This is a genomic window from Flavobacterium sp. KACC 22763 (assembly GCF_028736155.1).
Classification (GTDB): domain Bacteria; phylum Bacteroidota; class Bacteroidia; order Flavobacteriales; family Flavobacteriaceae; genus Flavobacterium.
The window spans coordinates 1,043,217-1,066,789 of the sequence record NZ_CP117879.1 but is presented as its reverse complement, the minus strand read 5'-3'; the positions used below and the strand labels follow the sequence as shown (position 1 = coordinate 1,066,789).

The 23,573-nt window shown below is 35.5% G+C and carries 17 protein-coding genes; 8 read left to right on the top strand and 9 right to left on the bottom strand.

The annotated features are described in order from the left end of the window. Positions 1-33 precede the first annotated feature (33 nt). Positions 34-825 (top strand): polysaccharide lyase, encoded by a 792-nt coding sequence (locus PQ463_RS04585; protein ID WP_274256522.1) that lies wholly within the window; start codon positions 34-36, stop codon positions 823-825. Positions 826-923: 98 nt separating this feature from the next. Here PQ463_RS04585 and PQ463_RS23400 read toward each other — a convergent pair whose 3' ends face one another. Further along, entirely contained in the window at positions 924-1,913 is a 990-nt protein-coding gene (locus tag PQ463_RS23400; RefSeq protein ID WP_337992879.1) for a GNAT family N-acetyltransferase, read from the bottom strand. 360 nt (positions 1,914-2,273) lie between these two features. On the opposite strand from PQ463_RS23400, the gene PQ463_RS04570 reads away from it, so the two are divergent. After that, positions 2,274-3,440 (top strand): chromate transporter, encoded by a 1,167-nt coding sequence (locus PQ463_RS04570; RefSeq protein ID WP_274256521.1) that lies wholly within the window; start codon positions 2,274-2,276, stop codon positions 3,438-3,440. A 69-nt stretch (positions 3,441-3,509) separates the two neighbouring features. Here PQ463_RS04570 and PQ463_RS04565 read toward each other — a convergent pair whose 3' ends face one another. Then, positions 3,510-4,532 (bottom strand): LLM class flavin-dependent oxidoreductase, encoded by a 1,023-nt coding sequence (locus tag PQ463_RS04565; RefSeq protein ID WP_274256520.1) that lies wholly within the window; start codon positions 4,530-4,532, stop codon positions 3,510-3,512. A gap of 179 nt (positions 4,533-4,711) precedes the next feature. Beyond that, positions 4,712-6,331, bottom strand: coding sequence for an arylsulfatase (locus tag PQ463_RS04560; protein WP_274256519.1), 1,620 nt, complete (start codon positions 6,329-6,331; stop codon positions 4,712-4,714). 539 nt (positions 6,332-6,870) lie between these two features. Here PQ463_RS04560 and aspT point away from each other — a divergent pair. From aspT to PQ463_RS04540, 4 genes are read left to right on the top strand one after another with little or no spacing between them, the layout of a single operon-like run. After that, positions 6,871-8,565: an aspartate-alanine antiporter gene (gene aspT / locus PQ463_RS04555; RefSeq protein WP_274256518.1), complete on the top strand. Its 1,695-nt coding sequence runs from the start codon at positions 6,871-6,873 to the stop codon at positions 8,563-8,565. 38 nt (positions 8,566-8,603) lie between these two features. Beyond that, a complete protein-coding gene (gene aspD, locus PQ463_RS04550) occupies positions 8,604-10,250 on the top strand; it encodes an aspartate 4-decarboxylase (RefSeq protein ID WP_274256517.1) in 1,647 nt (548 codons plus the stop codon). A 30-nt stretch (positions 10,251-10,280) separates the two neighbouring features. Beyond that, positions 10,281-11,330, top strand: a complete 1,050-nt coding sequence (locus PQ463_RS04545) for a type II asparaginase (RefSeq protein ID WP_274256515.1) — start codon at positions 10,281-10,283, stop codon at positions 11,328-11,330. A gap of 19 nt (positions 11,331-11,349) precedes the next feature. Next, the gene (locus PQ463_RS04540) at positions 11,350-12,543 is read left to right on the top strand and encodes a porin (RefSeq protein WP_274256514.1); all 1,194 of its coding nucleotides are present in this window, start codon (positions 11,350-11,352) and stop codon (positions 12,541-12,543) included. 633 nt (positions 12,544-13,176) lie between these two features. Here PQ463_RS04540 and PQ463_RS04535 read toward each other — a convergent pair. The 4 genes from PQ463_RS04535 to PQ463_RS04520 are packed head-to-tail and all read right to left on the bottom strand — an operon-like array spanning position 13,177 to position 17,934. After that, on the bottom strand, positions 13,177-14,340 hold the full coding sequence (locus tag PQ463_RS04535; RefSeq protein ID WP_274256513.1) for an ABC transporter permease: 1,164 nt from the start codon (positions 14,338-14,340) through the stop codon (positions 13,177-13,179). Then, entirely contained in the window at positions 14,309-15,484 is a 1,176-nt protein-coding gene (locus PQ463_RS04530; RefSeq protein ID WP_274256512.1) for an ABC transporter permease, read from the bottom strand. Before PQ463_RS04530 ends, PQ463_RS04535 begins: the two co-directional genes overlap by 32 nt. A 5-nt stretch (positions 15,485-15,489) precedes the next feature. Further along, complete coding sequence (locus PQ463_RS04525) at positions 15,490-16,482, bottom strand: HlyD family secretion protein (protein WP_274256511.1); 993 nt, start codon at positions 16,480-16,482, stop codon at positions 15,490-15,492. Further along, positions 16,483-17,934, bottom strand: a complete 1,452-nt coding sequence (locus PQ463_RS04520; protein ID WP_274256510.1) for a TolC family protein — start codon at positions 17,932-17,934, stop codon at positions 16,483-16,485. It lies immediately after the preceding gene. 592 nt (positions 17,935-18,526) lie between these two features. Here PQ463_RS04520 and PQ463_RS04515 point away from each other — a divergent pair. Beyond that, on the top strand, positions 18,527-19,207 hold the full coding sequence (locus PQ463_RS04515) for a metal-dependent hydrolase (protein ID WP_274256509.1): 681 nt from the start codon (positions 18,527-18,529) through the stop codon (positions 19,205-19,207). A gap of 166 nt (positions 19,208-19,373) precedes the next feature. Here the strand turns inward: PQ463_RS04515 and PQ463_RS04510 are convergent, their stop codons facing one another. Beyond that, positions 19,374-20,210, bottom strand: coding sequence for an alpha/beta fold hydrolase (locus PQ463_RS04510; protein ID WP_274256507.1), 837 nt, complete (start codon positions 20,208-20,210; stop codon positions 19,374-19,376). Positions 20,211-20,481: 271 nt separating this feature from the next. On the opposite strand from PQ463_RS04510, the gene PQ463_RS04505 reads away from it, so the two are divergent. Next, the gene (locus PQ463_RS04505; RefSeq protein ID WP_274256506.1) at positions 20,482-21,270 is read left to right on the top strand and encodes an alpha/beta hydrolase; all 789 of its coding nucleotides are present in this window, start codon (positions 20,482-20,484) and stop codon (positions 21,268-21,270) included. A gap of 193 nt (positions 21,271-21,463) precedes the next feature. Here the strand turns inward: PQ463_RS04505 and PQ463_RS04500 are convergent, their stop codons facing one another. Continuing rightward, positions 21,464-23,437 (bottom strand): sigma 54-interacting response regulator, encoded by a 1,974-nt coding sequence (locus PQ463_RS04500; RefSeq protein WP_274256505.1) that lies wholly within the window; start codon positions 23,435-23,437, stop codon positions 21,464-21,466. Positions 23,438-23,573 lie beyond the last annotated feature (136 nt).

The window sequence follows — 23,573 nt, the reverse complement described above, 5'->3', positions numbered from 1 at the left end:
TATTAATCGTTTACTAACCTTAAAACTAAAAAGATGAAGAATTTTTTAAAATTAACCAGCGTATTATTTATTACAGCATTGGTGCTAAATTCTTGTGAAAAAGAACAAGAAGATTTAAATGGAAAGCAAACTGCTAAAAAAGAAGCTCAACAGCTTGTGAGCAAAGATACTCTCGCATCAAATGCTGCAATTGAAGGCAGTACTACAGCTAAAGGTACAGCTGGAGCAAGAACCATTACATTGCAGACTAATACATTATCTTGCCCTGGTGGTTTATGTACATCGTATGGCGTTTGGTCAACTGGCGTTTATACGGTTTGGTTCCAAATGAAATTTAATAACGGATTCTACTGGAGCCGAGGCGGAAAATGCGGATATGGTATCTTAATTGGTGATCAAAATACAGGTGGCGATGCTGCATGGGATGGAAATGGCGGAAGTGCCAGATTTATGTGGTATTGCCCAAATGGATCAAACACTGCTAAAGGAAGTGGCGCTTATCTTCAGCCTTATGTGTATTACAGAGATCAGCCAGGACAATATGGAAACGATTTTGGCAAAAAATACTATATTCAAGAAGGTGTGACTTACAACTGCCAAATATCTGTGAAATTGAATACAGGTTCTAATACAGATGGATACGTTAAATATTATGTAAATGGAACGGAGATATTAAATGAAAAAATTCGCTGGGTAACTAACGATTCTAAGCGAAATGTAAATGCTGTAAGTCTTCACACTTTCCGTGGCGGAAGTCAAGATTATTGGACAGCTCCGGTAACAAGTTCTATTTATTATCCGAGCGCTTCTTGGGATGCACTATAATGTATAGACTTTAAAACAATTTGGGCCGGAAAAAAAATAAACTCGCAACTTCGATGCTTTTATTATTTGCTAATAACAACATCGAAGTTGTTTTTTATTTAATAATCAAAAAGCAGTTCTTTTTTAAAACAAATACTGCTTTCGATTCCAGCATATTGTCCATAATTTTCAATAACTCCGTAACCACTTTTATTATATAGCTCTACCGCTTCTACCTGCACGTTGCTGGTTTCTAAAACGGTTGATGCATAACCTAATTCTTTTGCCCAATTTTCAAGTTCATTTAAAATTTTACGGGCAATACCTCTTCCTCTAAATTCTTCAGAAACAAACATTCGTTTTACCTCAGCAGATTTGTCATCAAATTGCTTTATAGCCCCGCAGCCTACCGCAATGCCATTTACATAAGCTATAATAACATGTTTGATCGCATCAATCTTATTAAATTGATTAAAGTATTCCTGCATCTCTCCATTTCTGCTTGCTAAATTGGCATCTAGTTTTACAATTAAATTGGAGAAATCTGTATTTTGAGAAGTAGTTCTTTCGAGCTTCAAATCTTCTGTATATCCGTATATATTCATGTCAACTAAATCTTTTTCTCTTTTTCTGTAATCTTTCTTTAAAAGTCCTTCGTATACAAATCCAGAACGTTCAGCTACTTTAATGCTTGCTGTGTTTTCTTCAGCAATTTTCATAAAAAGTCTACTAAACTTCTTTTCTGCAAAACACCAATTTTTAAATGCATTTAATGCCTCGGTTGCATAATTATTACCATTGTGCTGCTTAAAAATAAAATAGGCAAGTTCGCCTTTAGGTATTCTCCAATCAATTTCTCTGACAGATATATGTCCTATAAGTTCATTGTTTTCCTTTTTAAATATACCGCAGGCAAAACTTTTATTCTCTTTCCAATCCAAATCTTTCTGCTCGAAATATTTTTTTGTTGATTCCGAACTATCATTGACCTTTATCATATTAGCGAAATAATCATATAAATGATCGTGGTTGTCAGTCAAAGCTTTTAAGAAGCTTTCTGAATCTCCCTTTTCATAAGGTTTTATTATAAGGCGTTGGGTCGTGATCATTATTAGTATTTTATAAACAAAAAAGTATCAGATGCTATTTCAGAAGATAAAACTAAACAAAAACCTTATGCTTAAAAATGCTATTTTTTGATTTGTTAATGCTTTTTTCGCATTACTATTCTTATGTCCTTTTTAAACTATTCATTTAAAATAATTTATTAAATAGTTTCTATGCATAACGTGTTTTATTGACTTGGGTATGACTAGAGTTTTTTTTCACAAAACCTTATCTTTTTATAGAAAAAAAACAATAAAAAGTAATCTCTATACAAAAGGTAAATAAGATTCTATTTAAAGCGTCACTTTCATTATAGTTTTGTTTTATAATTAAATAAAGAGCTGTTTTAAAAGAATCTCAATATGATTGAAAAACCGAAATATACATTAAGTGAATTAATACTATATTTTTTAAAGCTTGGTACAATTGGCTTTGGCGGACCTGTGGCTTTGGTGGGTTATATGTACAAAGATTTAGTGGAAAACAAAAAATGGATTTCTGACGAAGAGTACAAAGAAGGTTTAGCATTGGCTCAATTGGCTCCAGGCCCTTTGGCAGCTCAGCTTGGAATATATGTAGGTTATGTTCATTATAATATTCTTGGGGCTACTTTAGCAGGTTTTGCCTTTATTACTCCGTCATTTCTTATGGTTTTACTTCTTGGAGTAATCTATCAAGCTTATGGAGGACTGTTATGGATTCAGTCCGTTTTTTATGGTGTAAGCGCGGCAGTTATCGGAATCATTACCCTAAGCTCTTATAAACTCACTATAAAATCCATAGGAAAATTGAATGTGAGTTCTTTTAAAGAAAAATGGATCTTATGGTTCTTCTTTGTCTCTGCCATCATAATAACTTACATCACAGAAAAAGAGCATATTTTATTATTTGTAGCCGCAGGACTCATTTATATGCTGATAAAGGCTCGTCCGTATTTTAAGATTGCCAAAACTACAAATGTCTTAATTCTTATTTCGTCTGGCTTTTGGACTTTTGAAAGTTCGACATTAATGAAAATTGCTATTTTCTTTACTAAAGCGGGTGCTTTTGTATTTGGTAGCGGTCTCGCAATTGTTCCTTTTTTACATTCGGGAGTCGTTGTTGAAAATAAGTGGCTCACAGAACAGCAGTTTCTAGATTCGGTCGCTATAGCCATGATTACACCTGGCCCAGTTGTAATAACTGTTGGTTTTATAGGATATTTGGTAAATGGACTTTTAGGCGCTATAACAGCGGCTTTAGCGACATTTTTGCCTTGCTATCTTTTTACCATTGCTTTGGCGCCATTTTTTAAGAAAATTGTAAACAACAAACCTGTCAAAGCATTTGTTGAAGGAATAACGGCCGCTGTAGTCGGAGCTTTAGTTGGTTCTGTCATCATTATTGCCAAAAGAAGCATTGTAGATGTTTCAACAATACTGATAGCTCTTGCAAGCATTCTTTCTTTAATTTATATCAAAAAAATTCAAGAACCGTATATTATTTTAATCGCTGCTGTCTTGGGTGTCTTAATTAAATTATCTTTTTAATAGATACCAAAATTCAATAAAAAAAGCCCTCGTTTCATCAACAGAGGGCTTTTCTTTCTTTATAAAAACTCATCGCCAACCCAAAGCAGGCGCAACATGTTCTAATATAGAGGATAGAATGTGTATGTTATAATCTACCCCTAAAGTATTCGGAATAGTCAGCAACAATGTATCTGCTTCCTGAATTGCTTCATCTTGGGCAAGTTCTTCAATCAATTTATCGGGTTCAGCCGTGTAGCTTTTACCGAAAATAGCTCTTTTGTCTTGTTCAATATAACCAAAGCTATCATTGCCTTTTGCTTGTCCGCCAAAATAATATTTATCCTGATCGTTGACTAGGGCAAAAATCGAACGGCTAACCGATACTCTCGCTTCACGCTGATGCCCTGCTTTCTTCCAAGCTTCTTTGTATAATCTTATCTGTTCTGCCTGCTGAACATGAAACGGCTTGCCATTTTCATCATATTTAAGTGTAGAACTTTGAAGATGCATTCCGTTTTCGGCTGCCCAAATAGCCGTGGCGTTTGACGCTGCTCCCCACCAGATTCTTTCTCTTAATCCTTCAGAATGTGGTTCAATACGCAACAACCCAGGCGGATTTGGAAACATCGGATACGGATTGGGTTCTGCAAATCCTTCTCCACTCAATTTATCCAAAAACTCTAAAGCTTTTTTACGCCCCATATCGGCATCGGTTTCACCTGCATCTGGTTCGTAACCAAAGTAACGCCATCCATCGATAACTTGCTCTGGCGATCCTCTGCTTATTCCGAGTTGCAGACGTCCTTCTGATATCAAATCTGCAGCTCCAGCATCTTCAACCATATACATCGGGTTTTCATACCGCATATCAATTACGCCTGTTCCTATTTCTATTTTACTAGTCTTAGCGCCTACAGCCGAAAGTAGAGGAAAAGGTGAAGCTAACTGCTGTGCAAAATGATGTACACGAAAATAAGCGCCATCTATTCCTATTTCTTCAGCCGCAACTGCCAAATCGATAGATTGCAACAAGGTATCTGCTGCAGTACGAGTTTTGTATGATGGATGATTAGACCAATGCCCAAATGATAAAAATCCTATTTTCTTCATAATGGCTTTTAATTTTTTATTCTCTCAAATATACGCATAACTAATAAAAAAAGAAAACCATGTCTTTTCACGAAAAGTACATGGTTTTGCTTATCTATAAAATTAATAAAGCAGGTAATATTGCCTTTTAATTTTTAATTTTTAATTTTTAATTTTTAATTTTTAATTTTTTAAAAATTTTATTGCTTAGGATCAACACTTAAAGGCGGAAGTGATAATTCTTTACTGTTCAACAATTGCTTAGCTTGCTCAATAGTTCTATACTTACCAATTTCCATTGGTCCTCCATAAGAACCACTTTGCTGTGGTCTTGGCGGAGTTGCAGCATACGTTTTCATCAGTTCAAGAGTAACTTGATCAAAAATTACCATTGTCCATGTTTTCTCTGTAAAGCTGTTCATGAAAAGGTCATAACGCTCTTGCGGATCTTGCCATAAATCGTAAACAGCAGGAACAGTTGCTACATAAGTCTGATCTCCTCTCCAGCCCAATTGCTGTCCTGGCGTATCGCTTCCTGCTTGCGCGCCATTATCTCCGCGTGTATTAAATACTGCTTTCCATTTCCCTATACGTACAGCTCCAGGAGATAATTCGTTTTCTGTAAAATAAAACCATCTGTCACGAAGCGGTTTTCCCTTTTTAAACAAAACATTAGACATGTCATAGCTATCAAAAATGATAGGTTTTCCTTCTCTATCATTTTTAGGCAATTCAACTCCAGCCAAAGCTGCAAATGTTGCCATTAAATCTAAACCACCCACAATATCATGACTTACACTTCCAGCTTCAATCTGGCCTGGCCACCATGCAATTGCAGGAACTCTGCTTCCTCCTTCACGATCTGTTCCTTTAGAACCTCTAAACGGCGTATAACCAGCATCTGGATGTACATCTTGCCAAGCTCCATTGTCAACAGTATAAATTACGATTGTATTATCTGCAATTCCAAGCTGACGGATTTTATCCATAATTCGTCCAACATTATAATCCATTTCTACAACAGCATCGCCATATTTGCTTTTTGCAGGAGATTTTCCAGCAAACTGTTTAGAAGGCAAGTTTGGCTGGTGATTTTTAGCAAAATTGATGCACATAAAAAATGGATCTTTTGATTTACCATACTCATCCAGCTGTTTTAAATTATTGTCAACCATATTCATATCCAGTTCGGCAATATTTTCTTCAGTTACCGGACTTACTTCTCTTGCTGGTTTTCCTGCTTCTCCTTCTAAAATTCCTTTAGTCGCTTTTTTTATGTAGTCGCTAATCTCAGGCGCCATGTCAGGATTCCATGATGGAAAGCAATAAGTGTAAGCATTCAAGTGGTACAATACTACATTTTGCATTTTATCAAAACCATGAGCAATTGGCATAGCATAATCTGCCTCTCCTAGGTGCCATTTTCCTGAAAAGTAGGTTTTATAATTTGCTTTTTTAAGTACAGATGCCAATGTCCATTCAGCTGCAGGAAGTCCTCCTCCCTGACCTTGAAAAGCAACTGTAGTCATACCACTTCTATTAGGAATACGGCCAGTAATCATGGCAGCTCTTCCAGGCGTACAGCTTGGTTGTCCGTAAAAGGACCAAAACTGCATTCCTTCTTTTGCCATTTTGTCTAGATTTGGTGTCGGCATTCCGCGTCCGACTCCTCCGCCGTAAACTCCTAAATCTCCCCAACCAGTATCATCAGAAATTACCATAATGATGTTAGGCTTCTTTTTGGTTTGCGCGCTTATGTATCCTATAAAAGTGAAACACAGCAAACCTGCAAAAATTAATTTTAAGGCATTTTTTTTCATGGTTTAAAATTTTAATTAAATGTAGTTTGTTTGAAATCTTAGCAAAAAAGCTTCAACAGAAATAACTAATAGCTCTACTTTTCTGAGAGACAATAGCCTTTTTCTTTTGATAGAGAAAATTACAATTAATAGAAAAGCAAGATTTTTTAAACTGGTTGCAAATTATAATATGAAACGAGAGCATATTTTTCTTAAATGCTCATTCTTGGAACTTAATTCATAAAACTTCTATTTATTTTATGAATTTTCACTTTAATATATTTTTTTTAAAAGTTCCTCTTGATTTACTTAAATTCCTAAAAACCTAGAGAAAATCTGCATAAATTCATTAATTATCAAAATGTTAAGTTGCAAGTTTTTTTGTTTCATATTATAACTTGGAACATGTCCATCTTCCATTTTATGCAATTATTCTCACTTTATGGCATATTTTTGAAAGACCTAACAAATCTGTTCTAAAAAAACTTCCCCAGTCTTCTTCCTACTCCTACGATTTACATAGTCAATTATTAATAAATCTATACTAAAAACAAATACTTATGGATTGGATTATTACTACATTAAAAGATTATCCCGAACTGGCCGTTTTTCTAACCTTATCGTTAGGCTACTTTATTGGAAAATTTAAAATAGGAAGCTTTTCTCTGGGGACTGTGACTAGTGTTTTGCTTGTGGGAGTTTTGGTCGGACAATTAGACATTGTCATTTCTCCTAACGTAAAATCAGTATTTTTTCTGATGTTTCTTTTCGCTGTCGGGTATAGCGTTGGACCCCAGTTTTTTGGAGGCCTAAAAAAAGATGGACTTCCTCAAATGCTTTATGCCGCAATTGTTTGTGTTTTATGTTTGATATGTCCTTATGTTATCGGTAAAATTATGGGATACGATATGGGTCTAACTGCAGGAATGCTTGCGGGCTCTCAAACCATATCTGCTGTAATTGGCGTTGCATCCGACACGATTAATCAGCTCGGAATTCCTGCTGATCAGAAAACGGCATTAATTAATAAAATCCCAGTGGCATACGCTGTTACTTATATTTTCGGAACTGCTGGATCTGCTTGGCTACTAGCTTCTATCGGACCAAAATTATTGGGAGGCAATTTGGTAGAAAAAGCAAAAGAACTTGAAATTCAGCTTGGTGGAGATGCCATTGGCGATGATCCAAGTATTGCCTCTGCTTATGATCGCGTAATATACAATGCTTATCAGATTGCTTCACACTCTTATGCCTGCAATAAAACGGTTTTAGAGATTGAAAATGAACTTGAAAGCAAAGGCAGACGCTTGTTTATACAACGAATCAGAAGAGGAAAAGAAATCATAGATGCTACTCCAGAATTTGTAATTCAAGAAAATGATGTTGTGGCGCTAGGCGGAAGAAGAGAATACATGATGAACTATGTCGCTGTAAATGAAAAAGAAGTGCTGGATATCGAGCTTCTTAATTTTCCAGTAGAAGTCTTAAGCGTATTAATCGTAAAAAAAGAAGTGATAGGCAAAACGCTTGCTGATTTACGTCATGTAAAATATATGCACGGTGTTGTAATAAGATCATTAAAAAGAGCTGGAATTCAGATGCCTATATTGCCCAATACGGTTATGCAAAAAGGTGACATGATAGAATTAGTGGGCATCAAACGAGATGTGGATCAAGTTGCCGTGCATATTGGTTATCCAGACCGTCCTACAAACTCAACTGATATGGCATTTGTTGGTTTAGGAATAGTTCTTGGCGGATTACTAGGTGCATTGACCGTTAAAATTAGCGGAGTGCCAATAAGTCTAAGTACCAGTGGAGGTGCCTTAATTTCTGGACTATTCTTCGGATGGTTAAGAGGTCAGCATCCTACTTTTGGGCGAATTCCAGAACCTGCTTTGTGGATTATGAATAATGTTGGATTAAACATTTTTATAGCCGTTGTGGGTATTACAGCTGGACCAAGCTTTATTGTTGGCTTTCAAGAAGCTGGTTGGGGACTTTTTATCGCAGGTGCTGCAGCAACGGCGATTCCGTTAATACTGGGACTTCTTATCGGAAGGTATATTTTCAAATTCCATCCTATCATCAACTTGGGATGCGCTGCCGGGGCAAGAACTACTACTGCTGCCTTAGGAGCTTTACAGGACGCTGTTAAGAGCAAAACCCCTGCATTGGGTTACACTGTGACCTATGCCGTTGGTAATACGCTGCTCATTATATGGGGTGTCGTCATTATTTTAATCATGAGTTAGTCGAATTTTTTATATAATCTCTAAAAAACATTTTAGTTATGGCAATTGATATTTCAAAAATAAAAACATCAAGAGAGGTAGAAAAAACACTTCAGACCCTCAGTCCATTTGAAATTAAAAATGAATTAATTCATCTGGCAGAAGAAAGCGCGCTTAAATCGACAGCGATAACGCTTAATGCAGGAAGAGGAAACCCAAACTGGATTGCTACCGTTCCTAGAGAAGCTTTTTTCCTTTTCGGACAATTTGCATTAGAAGAATGTCGCAATGTTATGGAAGAACAAGGCATTCTAGCCGGAATTGTACAAAACAAAAGCGGAGTATCTTCTCGCTTTGAAGCATTTTTAGCGAAACATAAAGATGCTCCTGCCGCATCGCTTTTAGAAAAAACATATCATTATGGTGTCGATAAACATGATTTTGATGGTGATGCGTGGATTCGTGAATGGATAGAAGCTGTAATCGGATTTAATTATCCTGTTCCTGATCGTATGCTAAGTCAGATAGAAATTATTGTTCATGACTATTTAGTGCAGGAAATGTGCGGTACAGGAAACGACAAAGGCAAATATGACATTTTTGCTGTTGAAGGCGGAACTGCGGCAATGTGCTATATTTTTGATTCGCTAATGCAAAACCATCTTACCGAGCGTGGTGATAAAATAGCATTGCTTACTCCTACTTTTACGCCATATATCGAAATTCCGGAATTAGATCGATACAAATTTGATGTCGTTTATGTAGAAGCAAGCGGAGTTGGCGAAAACGGATTCCATACTTGGCAATATCCAAATTCTGAATTGGACAAGCTAAAAGATCCAGCTGTAAAAGTTGCTTTTGTGGTAAATCCGAGCAATCCGCCATCTTCTGCAATGAGTATCGATACATTAAATTACATTGCTGATATTGTAAAAAATCATAATCCAGGATTGATGATTATTACGGATGATGTTTATGGAACATTCGTTAATAATTTTAGATCATTAATGGCCATTATTCCGCAAAATACCATCACAGTATATTCATTCTCAAAATATTTTGGATGTACAGGCTGGAGACTTGGAACAATCGCAGTTCATCAAGACAATATTTTCGATAAAAAAATTGCCAATTTAAGTCCAGAACTTAAAAAAGAACTACACGATCGCTATTCTTCTCTGACATTAGAGCCAGAAAAAATCAAGTTTATTGACAGACTTGTTGCCGATAGCCGTCAAGTAGCTTTAAACCACACAGCTGGGTTGTCACTACCTCAGCAATTTCAAATGATGCTTTTCTCTGCATTTTGTCTATTAGACACTCAAGATGTTTATAAAACGCTTACACAGTCTATTATTCACAAACGTCTTGGCTTATTATGGGAAGGACTAGAAGTGCCAATTCTTGAAGATCCAATGCGTGCAGGATATTATTCTGAAATTGATGTTATGGTGGCAGCAAAACACTTTTATGGTGACGATTTTGCCAATTGGCTGAAAACGAATTTTGAACCTGTTGATGTTTTATTCCGTTTGGCAGAAAAAACAGCCATTGTACTTTTAAATGGAGGGGGTTTTGCTGGTCCAGAATGGAGTATCAGAGTTTCTCTTGCCAATCTTCCAACGGATAGTTATCTGATTCTTGGAAAAAATATCCGTAAAATTCTATTGGAATACGTAACCAGCTGGGAAAACTCAAAAAAATAGTAGTAATCTGAAATTAAACACATTTGATCTATGAAAAATTTATTTACATTATTATTATCGGTTTTATTAGTAACGGGTATTTATGCTCAAAAATTACCTAGAATCAAAATACTGGCAACAGGAGGAACAATTGCGGGACAGGGCGCTTCAGCAGATCGTTCTGCTTATACCGCGGGACAATTGCCAATTAAAGATTTAATTGCTGCCGTTCCAGGAATTGACAAAGTTGCAGAAATTTCTGGAGAGCAGATTTCAAATGTGGGAAGTCAGGACATGACTGTCGATATTTGGATCAAGCTGAATAAAAGAATCAATGAGATTTATAAAAATAACGAAGCTGACGGAATCGTAATCACACACGGAACCGATACGCAAGAAGAAACAGCTTATTTTTTATCGCTAACCGTAAGATCTGACAAACCTGTAATCATTACTGGTTCTATGCGTCCAGCAACAGCCATAAGCGCAGATGGTCCAAAGAATTTATATGATGCAGTAACTCTTGCAGCTTCAAAACAAGCGGCGCACAGTGGTGTTTTATTAGTATTTAATGAATACATTTTTACAGGAAGAAGTGCCGTAAAAACTAGCACAACACACTTAAATGCATTTACAGCGCCTAACAATGGTCCAATCGGACAGGTTTATGATGGAAAAGTTTCTCTTTATGAAACTCCGGTAAGAAAAGCTAATAAAAGCACTCCTTTTGATATTACAGGTTTAACAACTTTACCAGATGTAGCTGTTGTAGAATTATATGCTGATACGCCTGCAACCGCAATAAATGCCTATGTGGCTTCTGGAGTAAAAGGAATTGTTACGGGCGGTTTAGGTAACGGAAATCTAAATAAAGTAAACTCAGATGCTGCGGCAAGCGCTGTTAAAAAGGGAATTGCTGTTGCAAGAGCTTCTAGAGTACCGTCTGGAAGAGTTACTTTATTTGATGAAACCGATGATCAAAAGCTTGGCACTATAGTCGCAGATGATTTAATTCCGCAAAAAGCGAGAATTTTATTGATGCTTGGTCTTACCCAAACTACTGACAGCAAAAAACTGCAGGAGTATTTCTTTGAGTATTAATCAATTGAAATTGTAAATTATGCGTGTCTTAACTTTTATAATTTTGAGCGTTTTTCTGTCAGCAGGTGCTTATGCACAGCAGGAAAAACAGACCGATACGATCCTAAATCATAAAACGCCTTTAATAAAAGCAACCAAAGTTGATTTGCTAAACAATGTTGATTTAATTTTTAATACTCAAGTAGGTTTTAACACCTATTTTGATGACGGAAATTACACTGGCAGTAAATTCGAAGTAAACCAATTTAGATTGGAAGTAAAAGGAAAAGTGTATAAGGACAAAGTATTCTTTAGATTTAGAGACCGATATACTAAAGAAACTGAACCGCAATCTACCGATAACATCAGCAGTTCTACTGACTTGGCTTTTATTGGATATAAAATATCTGAAAGAACAAGCATTGCAATTGGAAAAATGACAGCAAACTGGGGTGGTTACGAGTTTGATATGAACCCAATTGATATCTATCAGTACAATGATATTGTGGATAATTCAGACAACTTTTTAACTGGAGTTCAGGTGAACTGGAAACTAAATGCGAATCATGTTTTTTCTGGACAGATTTTAAACTCCAGAACCAAAACTTTTTCTGAACTATATCAAAATGTACCAGATGTTGAAGAAGCCAAATTTCCTGCCGCTTATGTTGGAAACTGGAATGGAAGTTTTTTAGACGGAAAATTTAAAACCATTTACAGTTTCAGTATTTTTCAGGAAGCCACAAAAAATGGAAGACCGGTAAATATGTATTATACAGCATTAGGAAATCAGTTTCGAAGCAAAAAATGGCTTTTTCAATATGATTTCAAATGGAGTAGCGAAGATTTAGATCGAACTGGAGTTGTGAGTACTATTATTCCAGATACTGTTTTAGATCACGCTGCAGAAAATGTGTATTATGTAGAACATTGGCTTAGAACTGTATATTCTCTAAATGAACAATGGAAACTTACGATTATCGGAATGACAAGTAAGGCTTCGTGGAAAGATATTCCCGATCCTTCTATAAGCTCGAACCGAATTCGTACTGCATATGGTATTATTCCGACTGTGGAATTTTATCCCATCAAAAACTTCAATTTAAAGTTTTTTGCTACTTATGTGCAGCGATTCTATAATTACAGCGATTATGCTAAAACAGATTTGGGACAATCTAATACCACAAGCGGAAGAATTATGCTTGGCGTAATTTCTCCTTTGGTGGTATTGTAATAATTTAAGTAACTAACTCAATTGGAAATGCTGGGACAAATCGTAAACACGATTTATTCCAGCATTTTTTTATTTGTTCTCTCGCAGATTTGGCAGATTAAACAGATTTAAGAATAATTCAAAACTCTTTAAGTGAGCTTTTTTTATGAGTAGCCTCCAGCTTCAGCTGGAGGTTTTTAATCATCGTAAGAATAAGGCTTTAGCCAAATCACGCATGTTTGGCTAAAGCCATTTTGATTTGCTTTATGTAAACTCCAGCTAAAGCTGGAGCCAATTCAAACTAATAATTGATTTATTCGCATATCACTCGTATCCCCGTAGTTGAAACCACGGGCTATGTTTTGAATATATTGTGTAATAATTAGATGATACTCATAACTCTTTAAGCTACGCTTTTTTGTGTATAGCCTCCAGCTTTAGCTGGAGGTTTTTAATGATTGCAAGAACAAGGCTTTAGCCAAATCACGTATGTTTGGCTAAAGCCATTTTGATTCCTTTTATTTAAACTCCAGCTAAAGCTGGAGCCAATTCAAACTAATAATTGATTTATACGCATATCACTCGTATCCCCGTGGTTGAAACCACGGGCTATGTTTTGAATATATTGTGTAATGATTAGGCGACACTCATAACTCATAACTCATAACTCTTTTTCAAATATTTTAAACGAACAAAACAGATTGTGCTGTAAAAAGCAAAAAGCAGTATAAGATGCAACAAAACAGATGGATTGTCCCATAAACTTGCACCCGATTGCACAATAGCGGTATACAAAACAATAAAAGGCGTTGTTGGCAAAAGATTAGACAACCACTGTAATGCCAAAGGAAGCGATTCAAACGGCCAACTGTATCCAGTAATCAAGAAAATCGGATAAGTAGAAAAAGCCATCATCTGCAAACAAAGCAATTGCGATTTGAACAAAGAGCCAATAAACTGCGCCATTGGAATTAAAGTCACGATGAACAAAAGCAATAATAAGCTTAATTCAAATCCGCTGCCTCTCATGGGCAAATTGAGCAGTTTGTAATTTACATTTAAAAAGAAAAAACCATACGAAGAAAAAAGTATCAGATAAAACAATCCTTTTCCCCAAATACCATTAGAAATACCCGAACCGAGCCATTCTCTTAATCTAGAACGCTGACGCTCGCCTGCCACACTTTCGCACAAACCAATTAATAAAGTTTGCTGCAAAATTAAGGCTAGCAATCCTGGCAATAAAAATGCACCATAACTCGATCTTTCATTAAATAAAGGGCGATAATCTAAATTTACAGGCATCACATTTTCCATCGCAATGGTAGTGCTCATACCTTCTTTTTTCTGATAATACTGAAGCCGCACTCCTGCTCCAATTGTCAGACATATCTGCTGTACATTTAATAACAAATCACTTGATGGAAGAAATCTTGCCGCGTTTATAGCCAATACTACATTGCTTTGTTTTAAACTCAGTAAATTGGCTTCTGTTCCTTCTGGAATATAAAAATAGCCTTGGCAATTGCCTTGATACATCTGCTCTTTTGCCTGTTCCAAATTCGAAAAATGAATCAATTCTACTATCGGAGAATCATCTATATTTTGCTGGAGCAAACGTGATAGTCTTGAGCCATCATCATCAACAACAGCCAATTTTACATCAAATTCTTCTTTATTGATATAAATACTTCCGTAAAAGAATGCATAAAGCAATGGAGCAATAAGAAGCGTAAGCAGCAAACTATGATCCTTTACAACTTGCGAAGCTTCCCTTAAAAAGAGATCAATCAGCGATTGTTGCGGTTTCTTTTTCATCTTTAATTGAATTAAATTGACGTTTAAACAACAACATCGCCGTCGGATACATTACGGCACAAAACAACAAGAGTTTCGCTACTTCTCCTTGAGCATATTTCAAAGGCAAATTCATATAATACACCTTAAAAAAACCGTCTAAAAAAGCGGTATAAGGCATAATAAGTGCATAATACTGATCGTACCAAGGCATCGCCCATCTCGGAAAAGTAAATCCGCTGAAAACAAAAGCGGGCGAAGTATAGAAAAGCGCAACATCTCCCGAAAGCATCACATCTTTAAACAAAGCCGATATAAACATTCCGATGCCAATACACGCTAGAGAAAGCATGGTATATAGTATAAAAAACTTTCCTGTAGCCACAGGAATGCCAATATCAAAAAAAGGAAAAATAATCCCTGTAATAATGATAAAATTAATCCAGCTAATGGCAAGATGAGCTATTGTTTTTCCAATAATTACAGCAATAACAGAGCCTTTTGATGAATCGAATAATTCGTTCATCGTCCCAGTAACCCATTCATAATTTAAAGCCAGCATAGAGCTGATAATCAAAATCATCTGCATTCCGACCGTTATTAAACCCGGAACCAAATATTCCTGATAATTGTAAGTTGGATTATAAAGCTGATAAGTTCTCAGACTAATCGGATTTGCAATCGCCATCGCCTGATCAGATTTCATTCCTGTTTTTACCAATTTCTGCAAAATTACGCCTGTGCTTCCTGTGATTACCACTTCGGCAACAGCCTTATAAACTAACTTCGCAGGAACAAGCGCAGCGGCATTGGTATACAAAGTCACATTGCTCGGATGGCGGCTGTAGATATTCTTCTGAAGATTGGCAGGAAAATGTACGGCACCTAGTATTTTTCCTTCTTGAATCAGTTTTTTAACTTCGGCTTCGCTGCTTACTCTTCTAGTAATCTGTAAGGTTTCTTTTTGTTCTAACAAAAAAATCAATTCTCGGCTTATGGCACTTTGATCTTCATCCCAAATTGCAAATGCTAAATTCTTAGCGTCTTGTTTCTGGTAAATAAAAGCATAGAAGAAAAACAAGGCCACAGGAACTACAAGCATTACCAAATAAAATACCTTTAGACTTAGAATGCGCTTCCATTCTCTAATAATTATATTTATCATCAAAATCATTGAGGAAGAATTAAAGAAGCAGTCATACCAGAACGAAGCCCTTTAATTTGTGCAAGGTTTTCGGGTTTTACTTCTATTGTAAAAGTTCTAAGTTCAAATTCTCCTTTATCTTTTGATGGGACCCAATTGGCAAATTCTAATGTAGGCGCAATAGAATGCACAACGGCATCAAAGGTTTCAGGTTCGCAACCTGGAACTTTAACCGCTGTCTTGCTCCCAACTTTAAGCAGATTTGATTTATCCTGTCTGATATTAAACTTAATTATAGTAGAGTTTTTCTTCTCTATGGTCATAATCGGATATCCTATAGAAATAATTTCTCCCTGATGTGTAACCAAATTCGAAATTACGCCATCTGCTGGCGCATAAACTCTAGTATTATCTCCAAGCGCTTTGGTTAATTCATACGCTTGTTCTGCTTGTTTTACGATAGCATTTGCAGTTTTTAGCAATTCGGGTCTTGTGCCATTTTTCAGCATTTGTAAATTTAACTGAGCGGTTTCCATTTCCTTTTTCGCGGCTTGAAACTTAAAATAGAAAACATCTTTTTCCTGTCCCGATATTACATCTTCATTATATAATCGTTCCATGCGATCATAAGTCGTGCTAAACAATTTATATTGCTCCTGACTGATTTGATACAATTTAGAAGTCGCTTCTATCAACTCTGGTCTTGCTCCTTGTGTAAGCAGTTCCTGCTGTCCTTTTGCCGCATCAATTGCCGATAATGCCTGCGCTTTTATGGCGTTTATTTCGTTAGATCGAAGTACAGCCAGCAATTGTCCTGTTTTTACAGTATCGCCCTGTTTTACAAGTAACGAATCTAATCTGCCTGGGAATTCGGCCGCAACGTCTACACTTGTTGCATCAACCATTCCTATAAAATTATCGTCTTCTTTGTTATTGTCTTTTAAGAAAAAAATCAGTCCTGCTATTACTACAAAGATTGGAATGATCAGCGCCCAGTAGTTTTTAAATATATCTTTCATCTATTTAATAAATTGCGTTATTTGACTTGGATTTCCTAAACTATTAAAATATTCAGCTAATGCCAGATAGTACCCTAAAACAGCGGTATAATACCCTTTTTCTATCTCTGTTTCTACCAACAAAGCATCATTAACGTCTTTTGGCGATGATAGCTGATTATTCATTCTTTTGGTAATTAAACTGCTGGTTGTATTAGCTTCTTTTCTCGCCGCATCCATAGCCATAACATCATTTTGCAGCGAACTCATTTTATTCTTTGCGACTCTCGACTGTACCTGAAGCATTAAACTAGAATTCTCCTCTCCTAACTTGGCTTCTTCTATTAATTGTTTTGCAGCTAAAGTCTTTTTGCTAGTCTGTCCGTTATACAAAGTCCATTGCAACTCCAGTCCTACAAACCAATCTGGAATCGAAACTGGTAAATCTTTCTGGTACAAATTGTAATTTCCAATAGCAAAAACATTCGGCAAAGCCAATGATTTGCTGATTTTTTCAGCAGTCTCTGCATAAGAGATTTTATTGCTTGCAATTCTATAAACCGGATTGGTAAGCCAATAATCTTTCATAGGTTTCTCTAGATTGATTTCGGCATATCTTAAAGTATCTGAAATCACTATTGTGGTGTCAAGATCAACTCCCATAAGCTTATTCAATTCAAGATGAGCATTTTGTTTATCCATCTTAATATTGTTATACTGACTCTGCGCCTGAATTAAAACCACATTCGTCCAGTTTTGTTGGTACGGAGGCAATATTTTATTTTTGACAAGTTCTTGGGCGTAATTTTTATTTTTGTCTAAAGCACTTACAATCTGTTCTTGTTTTTTAATTAAAGAGTTGAGGTATAATATTCTGAGGTATTGCACAGCAATTAAAAAATCAACTTCTTTACCTGCTATCTCAACACCAATTCCTGCTGAATTGGCTACTGATTGAGCTAAATCTATGCTCGAATTTATTTTGTTTCCAAGAAAAATAGGCTGACGAACTCCCACTCCTGCAATAAAATAAGACTGCTTGCTTAAACTAGGATTATAATCTGGATAAATACCGCCAATAACCGTTTTTGAGGCATTGTATATGCGGTCCTGCGCTGCCTGCGATAAGTTATTTCCCGTAATTTCATGATAAATTTCGTTTGCCGTATTCACACTTTGCTGTGATGAACCTTCAACAACTCCGTCTTTAACGGTCTGCAGATTTATCGTAAGCGGATTACTCAAATAAGAATAACTCGATAAAAGATCTACCTTAGGAAGATAACCTTTCTTTTCGGCCTGAAGATTATATTCGCCTGTCTTTAATGCAGATTTTGCTTGTTTTATGGTAATATTATTTTGCTGTGCTATAGAAAAACATTCTTCCAGAGAAGTGGTCTGCGCTTTTGTTTCCAGACCGAACAAAAAGCAAAACAAGATAAATGGCTTTAGAAAATTTAGTTTTATGTGCATCTATATAATATTCTTATAAATTGAAATTACTTTTAACTAGCGACTTCTTTGCTGTCTAATTAAAAACAGCAGGATAAAATAGAAATGAGATAAAAACTTATTATTCAGATAAATTCTGAAATTGTTTGAATGTATTTAAAATATACTGTTTACGAAAATTTGGGGTTCTTAACTTAAACAGCAAAAAAAGCATATAAACTGATATACCAATTAGTTAAAGATAAAGATTTTATTTTATAAGTGCTATTTTAATTTATGGAAAATATACTGCTTTTGGTTTTTATGAAAACTAGAAATATGAAACATTTTGATGTCGCTCCTCTGGAGCTTTTTGTCGCCTAAGATTTGAATCTTCTATAAATATTTTGCTCCACCAGAGCATTAAATCAATTGCCTCTAGCTTTAGCTAGAGGTTAGCAGGAATTTCAGCAGATAGGGCTTTAGCCAAATTTAAAATTCTCTATCAATATTTTGCTTCGCTGGCGCGTTTAAAGACAACTCTTTATAATTTTCACTTTTATAGCGCTCTTCTCCACTGGCACATTTCTTGGAAAAACATTCTTCATTATTAACTGATTTAAAACTATTTACCATGAAAATTACTTACTACGGGCATTCGTGTTTTTCGGTTTATGCCAACGGAAAACACCTTCTTTTTGATCCCTTTATTACACCAAACGAATTAGCCAAAGAGGTTGATGTTGATGCCATAAAAGCAGATTACATTTTTATTTCTCATGCGCATTATGATCATATTTTAGATGTTGAACGCATCGCAAAAAACACGGGAGCAAAAGTGCTTGGGAATTTTGAAATCTATAATTGGCTATTGAAAAACGGAATCGAAAATGCGCATCCTATCAACCCTGGCGGTAAATTTGATTTTGATTTTGGAACCGTAAAATGCGTGGTAGCTCAACATCCGAGCAGTTTTATCGATGGTTCTTATGGAGGAATTGCCTGTGGTTTTGTGCTAACAACTTCTGATGGCAATTTTTACTACAGTGGCGACACGGCTCTAACTTTAGATATGCAGCTTATTCCTAAATTTACAAAACTTGATTTTGCTGTTTTTCCTATTGGCGACGGTCTTACAATGGGAATCGAGGAAGCTATTGAAGCTTCAAAACTGGTCGGAGTAAACAAAATATTAGGCGTTCATTACGATACTTTCGGTTTTATTGTTATGGATCATCAAAAGGCTTTGGATTCATTTAAAAATGCTTCGCTCCAATTATTTCTTCCTAAAATAAACAGCACTATCGATATATAAATTGGAGATTTTCTTTGTTATATTTCGCTAAAAGACAGTTTTTAGCGAAATATCATCTGCAATTAATTTTGAGAAAAAAAAATCTGAAAACTTTTTACATAAAAAAAGGAATAGCTGCTGACACTATTCCTTTTGCATATAATCAAGTTCTGCTGATGAACTTAAATTATACGTATTCTACAAAATTGGTGATATACTGTGCTGTGAGTTCAGGATATTGATGTTGAGGTCCATGTCCTGTTGCAGAATATACAATCATCTGTGCGTTTGTCATTTGATTGATAATCGGATACCAGTTGTCAACCGCAAAACTAATATCATGATCGCCCGAAATTATTAATATAGGCGTTTTTATCTTCTTAAGCTGTTCCCTGAAATTAAGTGGATCTTCTCTAAAAGTATCCCCTCCGCCAAAATACAACTGAAAAACATCCATTGTCGAGGGAATCTTCTCTACCTCTATTCTTTTATGAATTCTATCATGTGAAGCTTTTGCGGCCAATCGGCTAGATTCTGATTTTGGTTCAAAAAACAAAACGATTTCATCATCAAAATCATTTAAAGGTTTTAGCGCGGCATCATAAAATACTTGTTCAATCGGAACCTCATTTTTCCCAGGCGGATTTGTTCCTACCAAAACAGCATGTGTCACTAGATTAGGATACAATAAAGTTGCCGTCTGCGCCACCAATCCACCATAAGACCATCCTAAAACAATAGCTGAATCTAGCTTTAAGAAATCCGCAAGATCTTTGACATCTTTGGCTACGACAGTAATATCTGGAGCGAGACTTCCTGTAGAAGAACCAATTCCAGAATAATCAAATACGATAACGTTGAATTTTTCTGCCATTTTTGCCACAAACAGCGGATCCCAAGTATCGAGCGTTCCTCTAAAACGGTTCACAAAAATTATTGCCTTTCCTTTTCCATACGAACGATAAGCAATGGTACGATCGTCCAATTCGGCGAAACTTGTTTCTGTGTCATAAATTTTTTCCATAATTATAATTTAAAGATTGAAACCATATTGTTTTTTTGAGGGAGACAAAGATTAAACCAAAACGCAGAACCTTTAAAATAAAGGATTTACAAGATTATTTTTTGTTTGGACTTATGATATTTCAAGAATCAAAACTTGTTTTTAACGATATATAATAATTCTACAAATATCTGTTTCAACAAAGCTTTTATAATCAATGCTTTACAAAAAAGGCACTTCTTTTGTTTTTCAATCTACGTGCCTTTTCTGAAATTAACCTAATAGCTTCGATATGATGTATTTATCTAATAAAAAAACCATTATGTTTATTACTGGAGCTTTTGTAAGTCATGCTTGCTGGAAAGAATGGATCGTTTTTTTTGAAAATAAAGGCTATAAAATAGTTGCTCCGCCCTGGCTACATAAAAATGAGTTTGCCGTTGATTTAAGACACCTCCATCCCAATTCAAAAATTGCCTCAATTCAATTAGCTGATTTACTGGATTATTATACCGAAATTATTGATAAACTTCCTGAAAAACCAATTTTAATCGGCCATTCTTATGGCGGTCTGTTAACACAGTTACTCATTCAGAAAGAACTTGGCTACGCAGGCATCTGCATCAATTCTATTCCGCCAAGCAATATATTTTATTGCAATTTTTCTCTCTGCAAAATAGTTTGGAACACTTCTGTCTTTTTTAGTTCTTCGAGCAAAACCTATTTGATGCCATTTAAAGTGTGGCAGCAGTTTTTTACCAACGAAATGACTTTTGAAGAACAGAAAGAAAGCTATGAAGCATTATTAATTCCAGAATCAAAATTAATTATGCGTGATATTTTTACTAAAACAGGGAAAATAGATTTTAAAAAGAAACACGATCCGCTTCTTTTTATTTCAGGTTCACAAGATGCTTTAATTCCCCCTTCTTTAAATTATTCCTACTTTAAAAAATACAAAAACCTGCATTCTATAACTTGTTACAAAGAATTTCAAGATTCAAATCATCTAAGTATAATTCAGGAAAACTGGGAAACTATTGCTGAATTTATAGCAAATTGGCTAACGAAAATTACTTAACATATTGCTAATCATTTTAAACACATAGCCCCGATAACTATCGGGGATAGTTTAAGTAAACTTAAAAAAGGCGTTTCACTAATCTAAATGCACATAGCAAACTATGTGAAAGAAATATGTTTCTCTTTGCCATCTTTTTACACATCAAAATATAAAATCTATGTTTCTATGTGTTTATTTTTTGAGATAAGGTTTAAATAATCCCTTTCTTAATTTCTAGCTTTTTAATTTTAGAATTCAAGGTAGAAGGATGAATATCTAAAATTTCGGCCGCGCCTCCAGCTCCAGAAATCTTTCCGTTGCATTTTTTAAGAATGTAAAGAATATAATCTCTTTCGTTTTCTAATATCGTTTTTATCGAAAATGATTCTGCTGGCTGTTCAGGATGCATTTTTGAAGACATCGAAAGCTCAATTTCTTTAATCGTATTTCCTTCTGTAAGCAAAATAGCACGCTGCATAACATGTTCCAGTTCACGTATATTTCCTGGCCAATTATAATTCATAATCTGCTGCAAAGCGGCATCAGAAAGAATTGGCGCTTTTCTGCCCATTTTATCACTGTAAACCCCAATAAAATGATTGGCTAAATCGGGAATGTCTTCTTTTCTCTTTTTTAATGGCGGAACCATAATCGGAAAAACGTGCAGACGATAATACAAATCCATTCTAAACCTTCCTGCTGCCACTTCTTCTTCAAGATTTTTGTTGGTTGCCGCGATGATTCTAACATCAACTTTCATAGGAGAACTACCGCCGACGCGCTCAATTTCTCTTTCCTGCAAAACACGCAACAATTTTACCTGAAGTTCAAGAGACATCTCTCCTACTTCGTCCAGAAAAATAGTCCCGCCATCGGCCAATTCAAACTTACCGATACGTTTATCCAATGCCCCTGTAAAAGCCCCTTTTTCATGTCCAAAAAGAAGCGATTCTGCAAGATTTTCAGGAATTGCACCACAGTTGATAATAACCAGAGGCTTCTCTTTTCTTGGTGATAAAGCATGAATGCTTTGGGCGATTTTTTCTTTTCCTGTCCCACTTTCGCCAAGAACCAAAACCGAAGTATCTGAAGGCGCTACTTTTCGGATATAATTAAACACAGAGTTCATTTGGGAACTATTGCCAATAATGCCACCGAAATCTTCTTCGGTATTAACAGGTTTAGCGTTTTTTATTTCAATTTTTTTCTGTGGCAGATTTAAATCTTCTTTCGAATAGATTTTTGCTATAAACTGGCAGAAAATAGGTTCTAGCGAATTCAAAATGCGTAAATGCTCCGGAGAATACACATTCAGGTTACGACTGTAAAAAGTAAAATGATAGCGCTGGATTTCAGAAATCAAAAGTGGAAAAACCAAATACGATTTTATTCCAAAATTATGCGCAATCAAAGCTTTCATCGGAGCTTCCTGAAGATTGTTTATCAGTGTTTCCGCACTATAAATAATAGGTTCTTTATCTGTTTTAGATTTCTTGTAGGTTTCATTTATTTCTTTCTCAGACAATTCTGTTATCTGAGTAAGTTTCTGCAGGTTAATAATCTGATACTGATCTATATTTCTACGGACAATGCCGAGATTATCATAATGTGTCGTGGTTACAAAACCCGTTTCTAAATAATCAAAAGGAATAAAAGTCTGAACCGCTTTTGCAAAAGCCAATAAAGCTTCTTCTTTCTTTACATTTGAATTTATAATTTCTGAAATTGATTTCTGAAGCTGAAATTGCTGTCTCAACTGGCTTTCTAAACTATATTGCTGACGATAAAAAGCGATTTCAAGAGTTGTGAGAACATCTTGAGCTCTAAACGGTTTTACAATAAACCCGTATGGCTGTGTGGTTTTTGCTTCGTCTAAAACACTTTTGCTGGAATTGGCCGAAATAAATATAAATCCGACATGTTTTTCTTTAAGAATATGTGCTAATTCTATACCATCTCGCTTGCCTTTTAGCATGATATCCAAAAAAACAAGATCAGGCTTTTCAAGCTCAATCTGTTCTAAAGCCTGCTCTACCGATCTCGCAATTCCTGTAACTTCATAATTGGCTTTTTCAAGAATAAGCTGTAAATCGTGTGCTTCAATAAACTGATCTTCAACAATTAAAATTCGTTTTTTTAATGCTGAAATTGCAGCTTCATATCCGTTATCGGCAGACTTTTTCATAAGTGAGTAAATTTTGTCCTACATTACACTTAATTAATTGATACAAAAATAGTTAATTATCATAATTAAAATTAAGCATTTCCAAATTTAGCTAAATAAAAATCACATTTTACCATAATTTTCGTGTTATTTTGCA

Excerpts from the sequence above, each read along its gene's own strand:
- PQ463_RS04585 (WP_274256522.1), top strand. The coding sequence starts at position 34 with ATGAAGAATTTTTTAAAATTAACCAGCGTATTATTTATTACAGCATTG.
- PQ463_RS23400 (WP_337992879.1), bottom strand. The coding sequence starts at position 1,913 with ATGATCACGACCCAACGCCTTATAATAAAACCTTATGAAAAGGGAGAT.
- PQ463_RS04570 (WP_274256521.1), top strand. The coding sequence starts at position 2,274 with ATGATTGAAAAACCGAAATATACATTAAGTGAATTAATACTATATTTT.
- PQ463_RS04565 (WP_274256520.1), bottom strand. The coding sequence starts at position 4,532 with ATGAAGAAAATAGGATTTTTATCATTTGGGCATTGGTCTAATCATCCA.
- PQ463_RS04560 (WP_274256519.1), bottom strand. The coding sequence starts at position 6,331 with ATGAAAAAAAATGCCTTAAAATTAATTTTTGCAGGTTTGCTGTGTTTC.
- aspT (WP_274256518.1), top strand. The coding sequence starts at position 6,871 with ATGGATTGGATTATTACTACATTAAAAGATTATCCCGAACTGGCCGTT.
- aspD (WP_274256517.1), top strand. The coding sequence starts at position 8,604 with ATGGCAATTGATATTTCAAAAATAAAAACATCAAGAGAGGTAGAAAAA.
- PQ463_RS04545 (WP_274256515.1), top strand. The coding sequence starts at position 10,281 with ATGAAAAATTTATTTACATTATTATTATCGGTTTTATTAGTAACGGGT.
- PQ463_RS04540 (WP_274256514.1), top strand. The coding sequence starts at position 11,350 with ATGCGTGTCTTAACTTTTATAATTTTGAGCGTTTTTCTGTCAGCAGGT.
- PQ463_RS04535 (WP_274256513.1), bottom strand. The coding sequence starts at position 14,340 with ATGAAAAAGAAACCGCAACAATCGCTGATTGATCTCTTTTTAAGGGAA.
- PQ463_RS04530 (WP_274256512.1), bottom strand. The coding sequence starts at position 15,484 with ATGATAAATATAATTATTAGAGAATGGAAGCGCATTCTAAGTCTAAAG.
- PQ463_RS04525 (WP_274256511.1), bottom strand. The coding sequence starts at position 16,482 with ATGAAAGATATATTTAAAAACTACTGGGCGCTGATCATTCCAATCTTT.
- PQ463_RS04520 (WP_274256510.1), bottom strand. The coding sequence starts at position 17,934 with ATGCACATAAAACTAAATTTTCTAAAGCCATTTATCTTGTTTTGCTTT.
- PQ463_RS04515 (WP_274256509.1), top strand. The coding sequence starts at position 18,527 with ATGAAAATTACTTACTACGGGCATTCGTGTTTTTCGGTTTATGCCAAC.
- PQ463_RS04510 (WP_274256507.1), bottom strand. The coding sequence starts at position 20,210 with ATGGAAAAAATTTATGACACAGAAACAAGTTTCGCCGAATTGGACGAT.
- PQ463_RS04505 (WP_274256506.1), top strand. The coding sequence starts at position 20,482 with ATGATGTATTTATCTAATAAAAAAACCATTATGTTTATTACTGGAGCT.
- PQ463_RS04500 (WP_274256505.1), bottom strand. The coding sequence starts at position 23,437 with ATGAAAAAGTCTGCCGATAACGGATATGAAGCTGCAATTTCAGCATTA.